18 protein-coding genes are annotated in these 16,182 nt (G+C 63.5%); 11 read left to right on the top strand and 7 right to left on the bottom strand.

The window, feature by feature from the left end; genetic code table 11:
• The first annotated feature begins 124 nt into the window (after window positions 1–124).
• From NIM87_RS05570 to cfa, 3 genes are all read left to right on the top strand, one after another.
• Window positions 125–355: a hypothetical protein gene (locus NIM87_RS05570; protein ID WP_254673647.1), complete on the top strand. Its 231-nt coding sequence runs from the start codon at window positions 125–127 to the stop codon at window positions 353–355.
• Window positions 356–478: 123 nt separating this feature from the next.
• Window positions 479–1,765: an isocitrate lyase gene (aceA, locus tag NIM87_RS05565; RefSeq protein WP_254673646.1), complete on the top strand. Its 1,287-nt coding sequence runs from the start codon at window positions 479–481 to the stop codon at window positions 1,763–1,765.
• A gap of 105 nt (window positions 1,766–1,870) precedes the next feature.
• Window positions 1,871–2,986, top strand: coding sequence for a cyclopropane fatty acyl phospholipid synthase (gene cfa / locus NIM87_RS05560; protein ID WP_254673645.1), 1,116 nt, complete (start codon window positions 1,871–1,873; stop codon window positions 2,984–2,986).
• A 43-nt stretch (window positions 2,987–3,029) separates the two neighbouring features.
• Here the strand turns inward: cfa and NIM87_RS05555 are convergent, their stop codons facing one another.
• The 4 genes from NIM87_RS05555 to NIM87_RS05540 form a co-directional block, all read right to left on the bottom strand.
• Window positions 3,030–3,686: a DUF1294 domain-containing protein gene (locus tag NIM87_RS05555; protein WP_254673644.1), complete on the bottom strand. Its 657-nt coding sequence runs from the start codon at window positions 3,684–3,686 to the stop codon at window positions 3,030–3,032.
• Window positions 3,687–3,738: 52 nt separating this feature from the next.
• A complete protein-coding gene (locus NIM87_RS05550) occupies window positions 3,739–4,191 on the bottom strand; it encodes an NUDIX domain-containing protein (protein ID WP_254673643.1) in 453 nt (150 codons plus the stop codon).
• A 12-nt stretch (window positions 4,192–4,203) separates the two neighbouring features.
• The gene (locus NIM87_RS05545; RefSeq protein ID WP_254673642.1) at window positions 4,204–5,730 is read right to left on the bottom strand and encodes a YifB family Mg chelatase-like AAA ATPase; all 1,527 of its coding nucleotides are present in this window, start codon (window positions 5,728–5,730) and stop codon (window positions 4,204–4,206) included.
• A 75-nt stretch (window positions 5,731–5,805) separates the two neighbouring features.
• Window positions 5,806–6,141 (bottom strand): winged helix-turn-helix transcriptional regulator, encoded by a 336-nt coding sequence (locus tag NIM87_RS05540; protein WP_254673641.1) that lies wholly within the window; start codon window positions 6,139–6,141, stop codon window positions 5,806–5,808.
• A 96-nt stretch (window positions 6,142–6,237) separates the two neighbouring features.
• Here NIM87_RS05540 and NIM87_RS05535 point away from each other — a divergent pair, with 96 nt between their 5' ends.
• The 5 genes from NIM87_RS05535 to NIM87_RS05515 all read left to right on the top strand — a co-directional run bounded on the left by NIM87_RS05535 (window position 6,238) and on the right by NIM87_RS05515 (window position 10,819).
• A complete protein-coding gene (locus NIM87_RS05535; RefSeq protein WP_269467933.1) occupies window positions 6,238–6,954 on the top strand; it encodes an MBL fold metallo-hydrolase in 717 nt (238 codons plus the stop codon).
• A 178-nt stretch (window positions 6,955–7,132) separates the two neighbouring features.
• Window positions 7,133–7,918: a glycoside hydrolase family 25 protein gene (locus NIM87_RS05530; RefSeq protein WP_254673640.1), complete on the top strand. Its 786-nt coding sequence runs from the start codon at window positions 7,133–7,135 to the stop codon at window positions 7,916–7,918.
• A 78-nt stretch (window positions 7,919–7,996) separates the two neighbouring features.
• Window positions 7,997–8,986, top strand: a complete 990-nt coding sequence (locus NIM87_RS05525) for an SPFH domain-containing protein (protein WP_254673639.1) — start codon at window positions 7,997–7,999, stop codon at window positions 8,984–8,986.
• Between the two features lie 12 nt (window positions 8,987–8,998).
• Window positions 8,999–9,448 (top strand): NfeD family protein, encoded by a 450-nt coding sequence (locus tag NIM87_RS05520; protein ID WP_254673638.1) that lies wholly within the window; start codon window positions 8,999–9,001, stop codon window positions 9,446–9,448.
• Window positions 9,449–9,553: 105 nt separating this feature from the next.
• Complete coding sequence (locus NIM87_RS05515) at window positions 9,554–10,819, top strand: outer membrane beta-barrel protein (RefSeq protein ID WP_254673637.1); 1,266 nt, start codon at window positions 9,554–9,556, stop codon at window positions 10,817–10,819.
• Here NIM87_RS05515 and galU read toward each other — a convergent pair.
• A complete protein-coding gene (galU, locus tag NIM87_RS05510; protein ID WP_254673636.1) occupies window positions 10,816–11,700 on the bottom strand; it encodes a UTP--glucose-1-phosphate uridylyltransferase GalU in 885 nt (294 codons plus the stop codon). The two genes, NIM87_RS05515 and galU, sit on opposite strands and share 4 nt — an antisense overlap.
• A 103-nt stretch (window positions 11,701–11,803) precedes the next feature.
• Between galU and galE the strand changes: the two genes are divergently transcribed.
• From galE to NIM87_RS05495, 3 genes are all read left to right on the top strand, one after another.
• Window positions 11,804–12,790, top strand: a complete 987-nt coding sequence (gene galE / locus NIM87_RS05505; protein ID WP_254673635.1) for a UDP-glucose 4-epimerase GalE — start codon at window positions 11,804–11,806, stop codon at window positions 12,788–12,790.
• A gap of 17 nt (window positions 12,791–12,807) precedes the next feature.
• Window positions 12,808–14,004 (top strand): lytic murein transglycosylase, encoded by a 1,197-nt coding sequence (locus tag NIM87_RS05500; RefSeq protein ID WP_254673634.1) that lies wholly within the window; start codon window positions 12,808–12,810, stop codon window positions 14,002–14,004.
• 72 nt (window positions 14,005–14,076) lie between these two features.
• The gene (locus NIM87_RS05495) at window positions 14,077–15,249 is read left to right on the top strand and encodes an SGNH/GDSL hydrolase family protein (RefSeq protein WP_254673633.1); all 1,173 of its coding nucleotides are present in this window, start codon (window positions 14,077–14,079) and stop codon (window positions 15,247–15,249) included.
• Here NIM87_RS05495 and NIM87_RS18570 read toward each other — a convergent pair.
• Window positions 15,243–15,365, bottom strand: coding sequence for a hypothetical protein (locus tag NIM87_RS18570; protein WP_269467935.1), 123 nt, complete (start codon window positions 15,363–15,365; stop codon window positions 15,243–15,245). The two genes, NIM87_RS05495 and NIM87_RS18570, sit on opposite strands and share 7 nt — an antisense overlap.
• A 121-nt stretch (window positions 15,366–15,486) precedes the next feature.
• Window positions 15,487–16,113 (bottom strand): MarC family protein, encoded by a 627-nt coding sequence (locus tag NIM87_RS05490; RefSeq protein WP_254673632.1) that lies wholly within the window; start codon window positions 16,111–16,113, stop codon window positions 15,487–15,489.
• Between the last annotated feature and the right edge of the window lie 69 nt (window positions 16,114–16,182).

Below are 16,182 nucleotides of genomic sequence, written 5' to 3'. Positions count from 1 at the left end.
ACTTTACAACTCTGCTGCTGAAACTTGACCAGCGACTTACAGGTTTACTGGCGGTTATGTCGTTATTTCTTGCATATTGGACGCCTTTGTCAAATCTTTACATCACCAGCGAGGAGTAATTTCAATGTCCCCCATCACCGAGCAGCAGCGCGACGAATACATCACCATCATTGCCCCCACCGCCACTGAGGCCATGGCCCAGTTCAAGGCCCGCGGTCTTGCCGCCCAGGGCTTTGCCATCGCCGGCCGCATCGGCCGTCATCAGTTCACCCTGGTGGGTGGCGAGGACGCGCAGGAGCTGTTCTCGGGGGCGGGCATGATCGCCGCCACCTTCAGCCGCCGCGTCGCCTGCTGATCGCAGCGCAGGCGGCCCACCGATCAAGCCCCGCCCTCGGGGCCGTTTCAAAGTTCCACGTGAATCATTGCCATCCGCCCGCATGGCGGACCGGCGCAGCCATGTCCAAATGAGGAGACCGACATGCTCGACAAACCCGAAAGCTTTCCGGCGCCAGACTATGCGCCAGACCGCTGGAAGCTGATTTCGCGCAGCTATAGCCCGGCCGATGTGCGCCGCCTGGCCGGCTCACTGCCGATCCGTCATTCGCTGGCCGAAAGCGGGGCGAAAAAGCTCTGGCAATTGCTTAAGAGCGAAGCCTTCGTCCCGACCCTGGGGACCTTTACCGGCAATCAGGCGGTGCAGCAGGTCAAGGCTGGCCTCAAGGCCATCTATCTGTCTGGCTGGCAGGTTGCCGCCGACGCCAATAGCTCGGGCAATATGTATCCCGATCAATCGCTCTACCCGGTGGACAGCGTCCCCTCGGTGGTCAAGCGCATCAACAAGGCCCTGCAGCGCGCCGACCAGATCCAGACCATGGAACAGGCCGACGGCACGCCAACCACCGATCTCGATTTCTTCGTGCCCATCATTGCCGATGCGGAAGCCGGCTTTGGCGGCGCGCTCAATGTGTTCGAGCTGATGAAGGCAATGATCGAGGCTGGCGCCGCTGCGGTACATTTCGAAGACCAGCTCGCCAGCGAAAAGAAATGCGGGCATCTGGGCGGCAAGGTGCTGGTACCCACCAGCCAGTTCGTGCGGACCCTCAATTCTGCCCGCCTTGCCGCCGATGTCATGGGCGTACCCACCCTGATCATGGCCCGCACCGATGCAGAAGCAGCCCGCCTGATCACTTCGGACATCGACGACTATGACAAGCCCTTCGTCACCGGCGAGCGTACTGCCGAAGGCTTTTATCGGCTCAAGGGCGGCATTGACTGCGCCATTGCGCGGGGCCTGGCCTATGCGCCCTATGCGGATCTGATCTGGTGCGAGACCTCCAAGCCCGATCTCGATGAGGCGCGCAGGTTCGCCGAGGCGATCCGCAAGGAATATCCCGAGCAGATGCTGGCCTATAATTGTTCACCCAGCTTCAATTGGGCCAAGCATATGGACGAGGCCGCCATGGCCCGGTTCCAGAGCGAAATCGCGGCGATGGGCTATAAATACCAGTTCATTACCCTGGCCGGCTTCCACAACCTGAGCCTGACCACCTTCGAGTTGGCGCGCAGCTACAAGGAACACGGCATGGCGGGTTATTCAAAACTGCAGCAGGCCGAATTCGCCGCCGAGGCGCATGGCTTTTCCGCCGTCCGCCACCAGCGCGAAGTGGGCACCAGCTATTTCGATGCCGTGTCGATGACGGTCAGCGAAGGCAAAAGCGCCACCACCGCCATGGCGGAATCAACCGAAACGGCGCAGTTCCACTAGCCATCAGCCGGGCGGAACGGGCGGCCCCGCCGCCCGCTACGGCCTTGAACGGCAGGCCCCGATGGGGATAGGATTGTCCTGTGCTCATCGGGCCTTGCCGCTCTCATGACCTCAACCGCGAAACGCTTCGTTCTGGATCAGCTTGCCCGGGCGGGTGTCACCATCGCGCCGGCGCCCGATGCCGACCTCACCATTCATGACGAACGGCTCTACGCCCGCCTGCTGCGCGACGGCACGCTGGGACTGGGTGAAAGCTATATGGACGGCTGGTGGGATGCCGAGCCCCTCGATGGCACACTGTTCAAACTGGCCGCCGCGCAGGTGCACGATGCCTTTCCCCGGGACCTGCCCCTGATCGCCAGCACGCTGCGGGCGCGCCTGCTCAACCTGCAGCGATTGCGGGCGCACGAAGTGGGCGAGAAACACTATGATATCGGCAATGATCTCTACGCGGCCATGCTGGACAGCCGCATGGTCTATTCCTGCGGCTACTGGGCTGCGGCGACCAGCCTGGACGCGGCACAGGAGGCCAAGCTCGACCTCATCTGTCGCAAGATCGGCCTCGAAAAGGGCATGCGCGTGCTCGATATCGGTTCGGGCTGGGGCGGTTTTCTGCAGTTCGCGGCCGAACGCTATGGCATTTCCGGGCTGGGCGTGACGGTGAGCAAGCAGCAGGCCGCCTTCGCCAATGCGCGCGCCCAGGGCCTGCCGATCGAAACCCGGCTGATGGACTATATGGACCTCGATGGTCAATTTGACCGGGTCGTTTCGGTCGGCATGTTCGAGCATGTGGGCTACAAGAACTATCGCGCCTATTTCGAGAAGGTGCGCTCGCTGCTTGAGCCGGGAGGCTTGTTTCTCCTCCATAGTATCGGGGGCAACCACTCCACCACCCATGGTGATCCATGGGCGGAAAAATATATCTTTCCCAATGGCATGCTGCCCTCCATCGCCCAGATCGGGCAGGACACGGAGGGGGTTTTCGTCATGGAGGACTGGCACAATTTCGGGGCCGACTATGATCGCACCCTGATGGCCTGGCGCGATAATTTTGACGCGGCCTGGCCCGAGCTATCCAGCCGCTACGACGAGCGCTTTGCCCGCATGTGGCGCTACTACCTCTCGGTTTTTGCCGCCCTGTTCCGCGCCCGCCAGATCAATCTCTGGCAGATCGTCCTGTCGCCCAAGGGTGTGCCCGGAGGCTATCGGCGGGTCAGCTAAGGCCTTGGGGGGCGTGATTCACGTGAAACGTTTGTCCACAGACTTATCCACCGGGCGCCAGCCACGAAAGCATTGACGTTACAAGGCTATCGGGTTCGAGAAAGCCACCGGCAAATGCTGCGAGTCCGGCCAGATGTGCCGCCAGGATCAGCACAGTGGCGGCGACATAACTCGGCTTGCGCGTCTTGTGCCGGAACAGGGCCTGCCCCAACAAGCCACCCATAACGCCCAGGCAGAGATCAAGGCCCAGCAGGGTCGCCTCGCTGATGCGCCACTGGCCGGTGGTGGCGAAATGCTTGTCCATGCGATAGGCGATCAGGGACACCAGGCCCATGCCGAAATAGCCGAGGATCAACGCCAGGGGAACGCGTCCCAAAGCAAAACCCGCCGCCAGAATTGCCAACAAACCCAGGACGAACGGCAGACGCCAGTCGAGAGCTGTCGCTTTTGCCGGTTCACCGCGCGCTCGCGTCGCGAATGACGGCGCGGGGTTGGCACCAAGAATGCGAACGGATCGAGCTTGAAGCCGCCCATCCGAACCCCTGTGCGGCTCGAATGTGACGCTGTCGCCCATGCGGGGCCGCGTCGCGATGCGCCCTATGGACGAGACATGGACGAAATAGCGCTGCCCATTCCCGGCTTCGATGAAGCCGAAGCCCCGCTCATCATTCCACTGCACCAGCTGACCGTGCTCTGCCATCTATTCCCCCCGCCTTGCGCACTGAACTCGCTGCACTCCGATGGCTCTGATCTCAAAAAATCGACTGCCGCAGCGGCAGTTTGATCGGGGCGGGAAAGCCTGTTTGGAGGTCCTGCCAGAACCGGTCGCGCAGCACTTCGGGGAACACATGGCCGTGCGGCAGCGCATCGCGGGCAAACCAGCCGGCTTCGCTGATGGCTTCGCCCTCGGCCGGATTGGCGCTGACGTCGATCTCGCCGGAAAGAAAGTCCGCGAGAAACCAGAATTTGACGAGCCGGCCGCTATCGTCGATCAGTTCGTCGATATAGGCCATCGCGCCGGCCCGGACACACAGGCCGGTTTCTTCGAACGCCTCGCGCTCGGCCGCTGAGGCGAGGTCTTCATTGCCCTCCACCCCGCCACCGGGACCCGCCCAGAAATCGTGCACCCCGGGGCGAAAATGCCGGACCAGCAGGATGGATGTGCCACGCAGGGCCAGGACGCCGGCGGAGATGCGATGCTTCATGGTCCAACCTGATCAGGCCGCGCCGAAATTGAGCCTATAGCTCAGGGCCTCGGCAATATGGGGTCTTGTGACCTTATCGGAGGCCGCGAGATCGGCAAGTGTGCGGGCAACCTTGAGGACGCGGTGATAGGCGCGCGCCGAAAGGTTGAAGCGTTCCGCCGCCTGCAGCAGCAGCGCCTGGCTCTCGCGATCGGGCGCCACCAACCGCTCGATCACCGCCGATGGCGCGGCGGCATTGGTCAACACGGCGGGGTGCCCGGCATCGGCATAGCGCTGCCGTTGCCGCTCGCGCGCCGCCGCCACCCGCCGCGCCACATCCACCGAGGGTTCGGCGGGCGCGCCCTGAGCAATCATATCGACGGCCGAGACGGCAGGCACGTCGATACGGATGTCGATGCGATCAAGGAAGGGGCCGGAAACGCGGGATTGATAGTCCCCGGCGCAGGCGGCGCCACGCTTGCAACTATGGCCCGGCGTGCCGGCCATGCCGCATTTGCAGGGGTTCATCGCCGCCACCAGTTGAAAGCGGCTCGGATAGGCGACGCGGGCATTGGCGCGGGCAATAACCGTCTCGCCGCTTTCGAGCGGCTGGCGCAGGCTGTCGAGCACATTGGGCGCAAATTCGGGCAGTTCATCGAGAAACAGCACGCCATTATGCGCCAGGCTCGCTTCGCCCGGCCGCACCTTGAGCCCGCCACCCACCAGTGCCGCCATCGAGGCCGAATGATGCGGCGCCCGGAACGGCCGGCGATCCGAGAGCATGCCGCCCGCCAATTCCCCGGCAATCGACTGGATCATCGAAACGTCGAGCAGTTCACGCGCTGACAGCGGCGGCAGGATGGACGGCAGGCGGGCCGCCAGCATGGATTTTCCGGCCCCCGGCGGCCCGATCATGAGAAGGTTGTGCCCCCCGGCGGCCGCCACTTCCAGCGCCCGGCGCGCGACCGCCTGGCCGCGCACATCCATGAGGTCCGGCAGCGCGCCCGGCGCCGCGAGGTGCCGTCCCGGCTGCGGGCGGGCCTGCAATTGATGCCCGGTCAGGTGGTTGGCCAGCGCCACAAGGCTTTCGGCGGCGATGATCTCGATGTCCTCGCTCGCCCAGGCGGCTTCGGGCCCGGAGGGGGCAGGGCAGACGATGCCGAGGCCCTTGGCACCCGCTGCCATGGCCGCCGGCAAGACGCCGCCGACATGGGCCAGCCGCCCGTCGAGCCCCAATTCGCCCAGGGCCATGAAGCCGTCGAGCGCGTCCTGTGGAATGGCGCCCAGCGCCGCCATCAAGGCCAGCGCAATGGGCAGGTCATAATGGCTGCCCTCCTTGGGCAGATCGGCGGGGGCAAGGTTGATGGTGATGCGCTTGGGCGGCAGGCCCAGGCCGGAGGCGGTCAGCGCCGCGCGCACCCGCTCGCCGCTTTCGCGCACGGCCTTGTCGGGCAGGCCGACGAGAACCAGGGCGGGGAAACCGGGCGCGATATGGGCCTGCACATCGACCGGCACGGCCTCGATGCCCTGAAACGCCACAGTGGTAACGCGCGCAACCATGAGTTCCGCCCCCAAGCTTTCCGGGAAAACTAGCAGAGGAACAAATCATTAACAAGAACGAAGAGCGAACGCCAATCAGTCCTGTAGTTGAGACCAGGCAAAAATACCGGCCAATACGACGACGAGATCGCGTCCTGTCGGCGAAAGACAGTAACGGACGCGGCGGCGCGCATCATTCTGGGGCAGGCGCAGAACAAGACCGTCGGCTGTCAACTCCTGGAGTTGCGCGGCAATAACCTTGCGGCTGGCGCCCGGCATGGTTCGCACCAGCTCCAGAAAATGAAGTTGGCTGAGGCTAAGGGCATGAAGCAGTCGCGGCTTGTACTTGCCAGCCAGTCTGGCCAGCGTATCGGCGACCGGGCAATCGTCGCTCTCAGGAGCTGTCCAGGCCAAGGGCGTAATGGCGTTCATTGTCTCGTCCACAGGTTGCCGTTACCAAAAAGTGCCCAATTGCTGGCCTTCTGGCAATTGTCTAGGTGCCACGCGATTGAAATCGGCGAGGCCCTGATGCTCCGAATTATAACCGTTTCCACGCTGCCCGGCGGCATGCTCAATGCTTTTATCCTCATCCATGGCCGCGAGGCGGTGCTGGTGGATACTGGCCTGCCGGGGCACACAAGAAAGATTGGAAAGGCCCTGGCGACCGCCGGCCTTGACTGGGGCGCCCTGCGCGCCGTCATCCTGACACATGGCCATATCGACCATGCCGGATCGGCGGCTGAAATTGCGCGCCTCTCCCATGCACCGATCCATGCGCATGAAGGGGACGTGCCCTATCTCATTGGACAGAAGCCGCTGACGCGACCCACCGGCTGGTTCGGACGGATCTTTCGACTGACCGGAATGATCGAGAGGCCCTATCCCAAGGTTGCTATCGATGCTCCCCTGCAGGGTGCGGCCGACGCGACGCTCTCCTTCTGGCCAGACCAGAGGCTGACTCTCATCCCCACGCCAGGACACACACCCGGATCGCTGTCGGTTCTGACACAGGATGGTCAGGTGCTGGCCGGAGACCTCCTTTCGTCGGGCATACTGCTGGGCGGTATTGCGTGGCGTTCGCGCACGCAACAGCCACCTTTTGAGGAGGATACCCGCCACGTGGTCCAATCGCTCCAAACCTTGCTCGACCGCGGCGCCAGGCGCTTTTACCTCGGGCATGGCGGACCGGTCTCGGCCGGGCAGGTGCAAAGACATGTCGACTGGCTGATCCGCCACAGGCTTTGAACGAAGCGCGAACGAATTGTGGCTTGTTAACCATGCCCGCTGCCACAATGGTTACCCTAAAACTCCATTAACCGCGCCATGTTGATTCAATGCTCAGCTTTACTCCTGCGCATTGAGTGTCTTGTTCATGGTCCCCTCTGTTTCCCGCTCCCTTTCTGCCCTCTGCCGGGGCGCCGTTGTGAGCCTTGTCGTTGTGGCGCTGGCCGCCTGCGGCAGCATGGGCGGGCTTTACAATGCCATTCCCGGCGACAACCGCCCGCATGCCAAGGTGGATCGGGCGCGGGCCATGCCGATCCAGGGGATCGACGTGGCCCGTTACCAGGAAAACGTGGATTTCGACCGTGCGCGCGCCGGCGGCACGCATTTCGTCTTCATGAAGGCGACCGAGGGCAAGGACTATATTGACCCCAATTTCCGCGCCAATTGGGCGCGGGCGCGCGATGCCGGCATGCCGCGCGGTGCCTATCATTTCATGACCTGGTGCTCGCTGGCTTCCGAGCAGGCCGCCTGGTTCACCCAGAACGTGCCCTATGATCCGAGCGCCCTGCCGCCGGTGCTCGATCTCGAATGGAACAATCATTCAAGCTGCAAGACCAAGCCCAACAAGGCCGATGCACTGGAAAAGATCCGCTTGATGCTGGACGCCATGGAGCGCCACACCGGCAAGCTGCCGATCATCTATACCGACATGAATTTCCACAACGACGTCCTGGCGGGCGAGTATTTCCCCAATGCCTTCTGGCTGCGCTCGACCGCCGCCGAGCCGCATGAACGCTATGGCAACCGTCCCTGGACCTTCTGGCAATATACCCAGACCGGGATCGTGCCGGGCGTGCGGGGCGAGGTGGACCGCAATGTGTTCTATGGCACCACCGAGGACTGGCTGATGTTCCTCTATACAGGTTGCGACCCGCGAGCCATTGCCGCCCTGCAGGCCAGCGGCCGCTGCCTGCCCGCCAAATAGCGATCCACTTTGGGCCTACCCAATGCTTCGGGCGCCGCATAATGTTGCGGCGCGACATGGGATTGGACGGAGTGGGTCATGGAAATCTTGGGTGGACTGGACGGGTTCAGCGCCGTGCTGATCGGGCTGGGCATTCTTTTTGTGCTGGTGCTGTTTGCAGGCGCCAAGACGGTGCCGCAGGGCTATAATTTCACCATCGAGCGCTTCGGCAAATATACCCGCACGCTCAAGCCCGGCCTCAATCTGATCGTGCCGTTCATCGATAGCGTCGGCAAGAAGATCAACGTCATGGAGCAGGTCCTCGACGTGCCGCACCAGGAGGTGATCACCCGCGACAATGCCTCGATCACCGCCAATGGCGTCACCTTCTACCAGATCCTTGATGCGGCGGCGGCGGCCTATGAGGTGTCCAACCTCGAAAACGCCATCCTTAACCTGACCATGACCAACATTCGGACGGTCATGGGCTCGATGGACCTGGATGAACTGCTGTCCAATCGCGACGAGATCAACCATCGGCTGCTCAAGGTGGTCGATACGGCGGTGGCGCCCTGGGGCGTCAAGATCACCCGTATCGAGATCAAGGACATCGACCCACCCAAGGACCTGGTGGATTCCATGGGCCGCCAGATGAAGGCCGAGCGCGAGAAGCGCGCCGCCATTCTCGAGGCTGAAGGCCGGCGGCAGTCGGCGATCCTCCAGGCCGAAGGCGCCAAGCAGGCGCAGGTGCTCGAAGCCGAGGGCCGCAAGGAAGCCGCCTTCCGCGACGCCGAAGCGCGTGAACGCTCCGCCGAGGCCGAAGCCAAGGCCACGCAGATGGTGAGCGACGCCATTGCCTCGGGCAATGTGCAGGCGATCAATTACTTCGTCGCCAACAATTACATCAAGGCGCTGGAGGGGATTGCCACGTCGCCCAACCAGAAAATCCTGATGCTGCCGGTCGAGGCCGCCAGCGTTATCGGGGCCATCGGCGGCATTGCCGAGATTGCGCGCGAAACGTTTGGCGGCGAAAAGCCGGCGCCGGCGCGCGCTTCGAGCCGGCCGCCCAATTCCAATCCGCCGGCGTAACCGGAGGGTTCCATGCAGATCATCCAATACCTGGGCGCCAACGGACCCTGGAGCTGGATTGTCGCCGGGCTGGTGCTCTTGGCGCTCGAACTGGTGGTGCCCGGCGGGTTCCTGCTGTGGATGGGCATTGCCGGCATTCTGACTGGCATCCTCGTCCTCTTCCAGCCGCTCGACTGGCCGGTGCAATGGCTGGTGTTCGGGGTGTTGTCGCTGGCCAGCATCCTTGTCTGGGTGCGTCTCACCCGAAACCGCGCCGCCCAGACCGACCGGCCGCTGCTCAACCAGCGCGCCGAGCACTTCATCGGCCAGGAAGCGGTGCTCGACCAGCCCATCACCGGGGGCTTTGGCCGCCTGGCGCTGGACGACACCGTCTGGCGCATCGCCGGCCCGGACCTGCCCGCCGGCCAGCGGGTGCGCATTACCGGGGCCGATGGCGCAGTGCTGCGCGTCGAGCCCGTCTAGGGATTGGCCGCAAGCATTCTTTAACCATAAGCTGAAAGGATGGCGGCACGCCCTATTGGGGCAGGCCGACGCGCGCACCTGTCGGCGCACAAGACGGGGCAGGACGTGATCCGGCAAAACCTGACATTGCTGAGTGTCCTCCTGGCCAGTGTCGCCCCAACCAGCTTGGCGCTGGCCCAGCCGCTGATCATCGATGAGACCGCCTATGATGACGAACGGCTGACCCCCGGCATCTATCCGGCCGCGCCGGTTCCCGAAGATTTTGCAGTGCCCAGCGAGCCGGGCCATCTTCCGGTTGAGCTTGACTGGTCCATTGGCCTTAAGGGCAGCTACACCAGTTCCAGTGACGGCAATGGCTTCGTCACGACGCTCAATCCCGGCTTTACCGCCACCCATCAGGGTGTGCGCACCGATCTGGTGCTGGATGGCAGCGCCACGCTGGCGCGGGGCAATGATGGCAATCTGGGTGCCACCGACCTGGCGCTCGAGCTTAAGGCCAGCACCATGCTGGACGCCAATACGACACTGAGCGGCAATGCCCGGCTGGGTCTGTCGCAGGATCTGCCCGCGACGCCCGGCCTCAGCCCGCTGATCACGACACCGCCGCAGGTGCTCACCGGCGCGCTGGGCGGCGGCATGGACCGGCGCTTCGGTCAGTTCAACCTGGGCCTCAAGGGCGCGCTCGAGCGCACGATCTATGGCCCCACCACCCGCACCGACACCGGCGTCACCGACAATTCGGACCAGAATGTCTGGCAGGGCGACGCGACGCTGCGTCTTGGTCTTCAGGCCACCCCGATTTTTGAAGTGTTTGGAGAAGCCTCGCTCGGTCGCGACTGGTTCGATCACGCCGGGGCAGGTGGCAGTAAACCCGATGCCACCAGCCGCGCCCTGCGTGCCGGGATTTCCGGCAATTGGAATGGCATCTTTTCGGCCAGCGCCTCGATGGGGGTGGGCCAGAATGATTTCGACGCGGCCGGGCTGAGCGACATCACCACGCGCCTCTACGACGCCAGCATTACCTATTCACCCGATTCCACGCTCAACCTGACGGCCTCGCTCTCGACTACGGTCACCCCCACCGGCAGCGACAGCAGCGGCACGGCGCGGGTGGCCCATACCGCCCTTGCCAATGTCGATTATACCGTCAATTCCTGGCTGCGCCTGCGGGCCTCGGCCGATTGGGGCCGCTCGCTGCTTGAGGGGAGCGGCGAAACCGAGCGCAGCCATGGGCTGGGCGCCGGTGCCGACTACAAGGTCAATGCGCGCACCGCCGTGTCAGCCGATTACGGCTATGCCCATCGCGACAACAGCGCGACAGGCCCCTTTGACAGCCACACGGTCAGCCTGGGCGTAACGCTGAAGCGCTAGAGCTGGTCGCCGAGATCGAGCTTGCGCAATTCCTCGACAAAGCCGGGACGAATGTCGGGGCGATCGAGCGCGAAGACCACATTGGCGGTCAGGAACCCCAGCTTCGAGCCGCAGTCATAGACCTTGCCCTCATACTTGACGCCGGTAAAACGCTGCCGGCCCATCAGGGTCTGCATGGCGTCGGTCAGCTGGATTTCACCGCCTGCGCCGCGCGTCTGTTCGGCGAGGAGAGCAAAAATCTCGGGCTGCAGGATATAGCGGCCGGAGATGAAGAGGTTTGATGGCGCGTCTTCGCGCTTGGGCTTTTCCACCATGCCGCTGATGGCAAAGCCCTGGTCCGGGCCATCGCCGCGCACCACCAGCCCATAGGAGGACACATCCTCCCAGGCGCATTCTTCGACACCGATGATATTGCCCCCCCGCTCCTCATAGGCGTCCATCATCTGCTTGAGCACACCGGGATTGGCCTGAAAGATCATGTCGGGCAGCAACAGAGCGAAGGGTTGATCGCCCACGATATCGCGGGCGCACCACACCGCATGGCCGAGCCCCAGCGGCTCCTGCTGGCGGGTGAAGCTGGTGCGGCCAGCCGAAGGAAGGTCCTGCTGCAACTGCTCGAGCGCTTCGAGCTTGCCGCGCGCCTCCAGCGTCGCCTCCAGCTCGAACTGTCGGTCGAAATGGTCCTCGATGACCCCCTTGTTGCGGCCGGTGACAAAGACGAAGTGTTCGATGCCGGCTTCGCGGGCCTCGTCCACCGCGTATTGGATCAGCGGACGATCCACTACCGTGAGCATTTCCTTGGGCATGGACTTGGTGGCGGGCAGGAAACGGGTGCCAAGGCCGGCGACAGGAAATACGGCGGTACGGACACGTTTGGACACGAATAACTTCTCCCTGGTGGACGCTGGTCAGACATAGAGCTAAATCAACATCTGGCATATATCGTTGCCTGCAAATAGCATTTCCGACGCGGAGAGACAAAGCATGACGGTCCTCGTAACCGGCGGCGCCGGCTATATCGGCAGCCATATGGTGCTCAACCTTGCCGACGCTGGCGAAGATGTTGTCGTGCTCGACAACCTGGTGACGGGTTTTGACTGGGCCATCGACGGGCGCGCGCGCTTCGAGAGCGGCAATGCCGGCGATATTGACCTGGTGCTGCGGCTCATCGAAAAACACGGCATCACCGAGATCGTGCATTTTGCCGGCTCCATCGTCGTGCCGGAATCTGTCACCAACCCGCTCAAATACTACGCCAATAACACGGCCACCTCGCGCAATCTGATCGAGGCGGCCGTCAAGGGCGGGGTCAAGCACTTCATCTTTTCCTCCACCGCCGCCGTCTATGGCATGACCGGGCTGGCGCCCGTGGTTGAAACCACACCGCTCAACCCGATGTCGCCCTATGGCCGGTCCAAGCTGATGACCGAATGGATGCTGGCCGATGTGGCCGCAGCCCATCCCATCACCTTTGGCGTGCTGCGCTATTTCAATGTCGCGGGCGCTGATCCGGGCAAGCGGTCCGGTCAGTCGACGCCCGAGGCGACGCATCTGATCAAGGTCGCCTGCCAGGTGGCGCTGGGCTCGCGCGAAAAAATGGACATTTTCGGCACCGATTATGAAACCCCAGACGGCACCTGTGTGCGCGACTATATCCACGTCACCGACCTGATCGCGGCCCATGCACTGCTGCTCAGGCACCTGCGCGGCGGCGGCGACAGCACCACGCTCAATTGCGCCTATGGCCAGGGCTATTCAGTGCGTGAAGTGGTCGAGACGGTGCGCAAGGTGTCGGGCGTCAACCTGCGCGCCGACGAGGCGCCGCGCCGCGCCGGCGATCCGGCGTCGATCACCGCCACGGGTGAAAAGGTCCGGCAATTGCTCGGCTGGGTGCCCCAGCACGACGATCTCAACGAGATCGTGGAAACGGCCTATGCCTGGGAGCGGCACCTGCTGACCCGCAACAGATAGAACAGGGAGGATTGTCCATGCGCTGGGTAGCACTCTTCTGGCTGGCGCTCATGGCTCCAGCCCTGGCTCAGCCGCTGGACAGTTTTTCCGGCTTTCTCGCCCAGTTTCGCGCCGAAGCAGTCGCGTCCGGCGTCGATGGCCGGTTCTATGATGCCATAACATCCGCGCTGACGCCCGACCCAAGGGTGCCGAACCTGGTTGAAACCCAGCCCGAGTTCACCACCCCGATCTGGGATTATCTCGATGCGCGCATCTCGTCGGGACGGATTGCCCGCGGCAAGGCAGCCCTGGCGCAGCAGACCAATCTCTTTGCCAGCATCGGCAAGGCCTATGGCGTTGATCCCTATGTCCTGGGGGCCATCTGGGGCATGGAAACCGATTATGGCGCGGTGCTGGGCAACGACAGCCTCATCCGCCCCATCGTGCGCTCGCTGGCCACCATCGCTTGGCAACGCCGCAGCCGCTTTGCCGAGGACAAGGCCGATTTCGTCGCGGCGCTCAAGCTGGCCCAGGCCAATGGGGGCGTTTCGCCCGTCGGCTCCTGGGCCGGGGCCATCGGGCATTTGCAGGTCAATCCAAGCAATGTGCTCGCCCATGGCACCGACGGGGATGGGGATGGCCGCGTGGACCTGCACAATTCCCTCGCTGATGCGCTGGCGACCAGCGCCGCATATCTGCGCCGCCTCGGCTATCAGCCTGGCCTGGATTGGGGCTTTGAAGTCGATGTTCCGGCAGGGTTCGATTATCTGCTGGCCACCCGCGAGCAATTGCGGCCCGTTTCATTCTTTGCCGAACGCGGCGTCACCCGGGTTGCCGGGCGGCAGTTTTCTGCGCTCGATACGCCGGTCTTTCTCTATGTTCCGGCCGGTGGCACCGGACCCAAATTCCTGATGACGGGCAATTACCTGGCCTTCAAGGGCTATAATTTTTCCGACAGCTATGCGCTGGCCGTGGCCCATCTGACTGATCGCCTCAAGGGTGGCGGTGCCTTTGCAACGCCCTGGCCGCGGCATACGCAATTTCCAGATCTGGCCCAGCGCATGGCGATCCAGGGGGCGCTCACGACCCTTGGCCTTTACAATGGCGCCGTCGACGGGCGCATTGGCCCCATCACCCAGGCCGCCTACGCCAGGTTCCAGGCCGCCAATGGCATGGTGGCTGATGGCTTTGTCACGCGCGCCGCCCATGACGCGCTGGTCGCCGCGACCCGGTAACGGCATGGGGAGCGCCGTGGCCTTGGGCAGAAGCCGGTGCTACAAGGCAAAAATTGTGATGCGGATTTGGGCATGAAGCGGCTTCTTCTTCTGGTTGTGGTGGGTCTTTTGGTGCTGGCCGATATCGGCCCGGCGCTGGCGCAACCGGCCATGGGCGAACGCATGCTTCTGGCCCAGAACGAGCAACCGCGGCGGCGGACCCTGTTCGATCTCCTGTTTGGCGAGGAGCCCGCCCCGGCGCCGCAGGTGCAGCAGACCCAGCCGCGCCCGCAGGCCGCTCCTGTGGCCCTGCCGCCTCCGGCGCCGGTCATCGACAAGGCGCCCGATGCCACCCGCCTGGCCGTCTTTGGGGATTCGCTGGCCATTGACCTGACCAAGGCGCTGGAACGCTTTTATGCCGAGGATCCCAACCTCGTGGTGATCGGGCAGGGGGTCAGTTCCTCGGGCTTTGTGCGCGACGATTATTTCGACTGGAACGCCGCCATTGCCGAGCAGATCGCGGCGGACAGCTTTGACATTGCCGTCGTCATCATCGGCATCAATGACCGCCAGGAAATCCAGGCCAATGGGCAGACCTTTGAAGCCTTCACCCAAGGCTGGACCAATGAATATCAGACCCGGATCAGCAATTTCCTCGGCCAGCTCCGCGCCGCGCGCAAGCCGGTGATCTGGATGGGCCTGCCGCCCATGTCGCGCAGTCAATATTCGGCGGCCATGGGCCAGATCAGCGCGCTCCACCGCCTCGCGGCCTTTTCCGGCGGCGCCGAATTTGTCGATATCTATGATCGCTTTGCTGATGTGGAAGGCAAATATGCCGCCTATGGGCCCGATGTGAATGGCCAGAACGCCCTGATGCGCAAGGATGATGGCATCCATTATTCATCCGCAGGCTCGGACAAGCTGGCCTTTTACGTCAGCCAGTCCATGCGCAATTTTTATCGCGGTGGCCGGATCAGCGTGGCGGTGGTCGATCCGCTGCAAGGTACGGACGCCGGGACCATGCTGCGCCCGCCCTATCAGGGCCTGGGACAGACCCGGCTGCTCGAAGTTGCGGGTGCCGTGGTGCCCTTGAGCCGCGCCCCGGATCGGGCCAGCGATCTGCTGCTGGCCACTGGCCTGCCGGAAACGCCGGCCGCTTTCCCGCTCGACCAATTGGTGGAGGCCCCGGTCGGCCGGGTCGATGCCTTTGGCGTCGGGGTGGTGGCGGGCAGCGACAGTGCCGAAGACGCCCAGGCGGCTCAGTGATCCGCAGTCACAGCGGTCAATGGCGTCAGCATTTCCGAACGGGCGGCGCCCGTCCCGGCCACGCTGGTGGCCATGATGGCGAAAATCAACAGAACAGTCGCAGCAGCGAGACGCATGGGGACGACTCCCAATAGAGTTGCTGCCTCATCTCTGCGCTTCGGCCGGGCCGGGCGCAACAACAGCATTAACACTTGCTTAACGCTGATAATTTTCTGAAATTTGTGCCCGTGGCGGGGGTCAGCCGGCCAGCAAGCCGCTCGACTGGATGCCATCGAAAACGAACTGCACGGCCAGCGCCGCCAGCAGGATACCGACAACGCGCGACACCACCGAAAGTCCCGTCAGCCCCAGGAGGCGCTGGATCGGAATGGCGATCAAAAGGGTCAGCCAGCACAGCGCCAGAATGACGACAATGGCTGCCAGCACCAGCCAGAATTCGAAATCCGTCCTGGCGCCGGTGGTGAGCAGGATCACCGCCGAAATGGCGCCGGGACCGGCCATCAGCGGCATGGCCAGCGGGAAGACCGAAATGTCATGGCTCTGGCGGGCTTCCACCTCTTCCTCGTCGGTCGTGCCGGTGCCACCCGAATGGCGGGCGAATACCATGTCGATGGCGATGAGCAGCAAGAGGATGCCGCCAGCCGTGCGCAGGGCAGGGATGGTGATGCCGAAGACATCGAGGATGGCATTGCCCAGGACCGCGAAGAACAGAAGGATCGCCAGTGCCACCAGCACGCCGCGCGTGGCAAAGGTACGGCGCTGAGCGGCCGTATTGTCCTTGGTCAGGGCCGCAAAGATGAAGGCGATGTCCGCCACGCCCACCGTTGCAAACAACGTGGCAAATGCGACCAGAAAAGTGTTCATCCGTGCCCTCCTGGCCCCGCTCCAGGCCACAGCCCAGCACTAGGGCATTTGGCCGGCCCCGCCAACCCC

This window comes from Devosia ureilytica (assembly GCF_024273195.1).
In the GTDB taxonomy this organism is placed as follows: Bacteria; Pseudomonadota; Alphaproteobacteria; order Rhizobiales; family Devosiaceae; genus Devosia; species Devosia ureilytica.
The sequence above is the reverse complement of the archived record's forward strand: the minus strand, read 5'-3'. Positions and strand labels throughout refer to the sequence as shown.

What these genes read in the sequence shown, in the direction of transcription:
- NIM87_RS05500 (WP_254673634.1), top strand. Translation starts at nt 12,808, where the DNA reads ATGCGCTGGGTAGCACTCTTCTGGCTGGCGCTCATGGCTCCAGCCCTG.
- aceA (WP_254673646.1), top strand. Translation starts at nt 479, where the DNA reads ATGCTCGACAAACCCGAAAGCTTTCCGGCGCCAGACTATGCGCCAGAC.
- NIM87_RS18570 (WP_269467935.1), bottom strand. Translation starts at nt 15,365, where the DNA reads ATGCGTCTCGCTGCTGCGACTGTTCTGTTGATTTTCGCCATCATGGCC.
- cfa (WP_254673645.1), top strand. Translation starts at nt 1,871, where the DNA reads ATGACCTCAACCGCGAAACGCTTCGTTCTGGATCAGCTTGCCCGGGCG.
- NIM87_RS05570 (WP_254673647.1), top strand. Translation starts at nt 125, where the DNA reads ATGTCCCCCATCACCGAGCAGCAGCGCGACGAATACATCACCATCATT.
- NIM87_RS05490 (WP_254673632.1), bottom strand. Translation starts at nt 16,113, where the DNA reads ATGAACACTTTTCTGGTCGCATTTGCCACGTTGTTTGCAACGGTGGGC.
- NIM87_RS05550 (WP_254673643.1), bottom strand. Translation starts at nt 4,191, where the DNA reads ATGAAGCATCGCATCTCCGCCGGCGTCCTGGCCCTGCGTGGCACATCC.
- NIM87_RS05520 (WP_254673638.1), top strand. Translation starts at nt 8,999, where the DNA reads ATGCAGATCATCCAATACCTGGGCGCCAACGGACCCTGGAGCTGGATT.
- NIM87_RS05555 (WP_254673644.1), bottom strand. Translation starts at nt 3,686, where the DNA reads ATGGCAGAGCACGGTCAGCTGGTGCAGTGGAATGATGAGCGGGGCTTC.
- NIM87_RS05495 (WP_254673633.1), top strand. Translation starts at nt 14,077, where the DNA reads ATGAAGCGGCTTCTTCTTCTGGTTGTGGTGGGTCTTTTGGTGCTGGCC.
- NIM87_RS05545 (WP_254673642.1), bottom strand. Translation starts at nt 5,730, where the DNA reads ATGGTTGCGCGCGTTACCACTGTGGCGTTTCAGGGCATCGAGGCCGTG.
- NIM87_RS05525 (WP_254673639.1), top strand. Translation starts at nt 7,997, where the DNA reads ATGGAAATCTTGGGTGGACTGGACGGGTTCAGCGCCGTGCTGATCGGG.
- NIM87_RS05540 (WP_254673641.1), bottom strand. Translation starts at nt 6,141, where the DNA reads ATGAACGCCATTACGCCCTTGGCCTGGACAGCTCCTGAGAGCGACGAT.
- NIM87_RS05535 (WP_269467933.1), top strand. Translation starts at nt 6,238, where the DNA reads ATGCTCCGAATTATAACCGTTTCCACGCTGCCCGGCGGCATGCTCAAT.
- galE (WP_254673635.1), top strand. Translation starts at nt 11,804, where the DNA reads ATGACGGTCCTCGTAACCGGCGGCGCCGGCTATATCGGCAGCCATATG.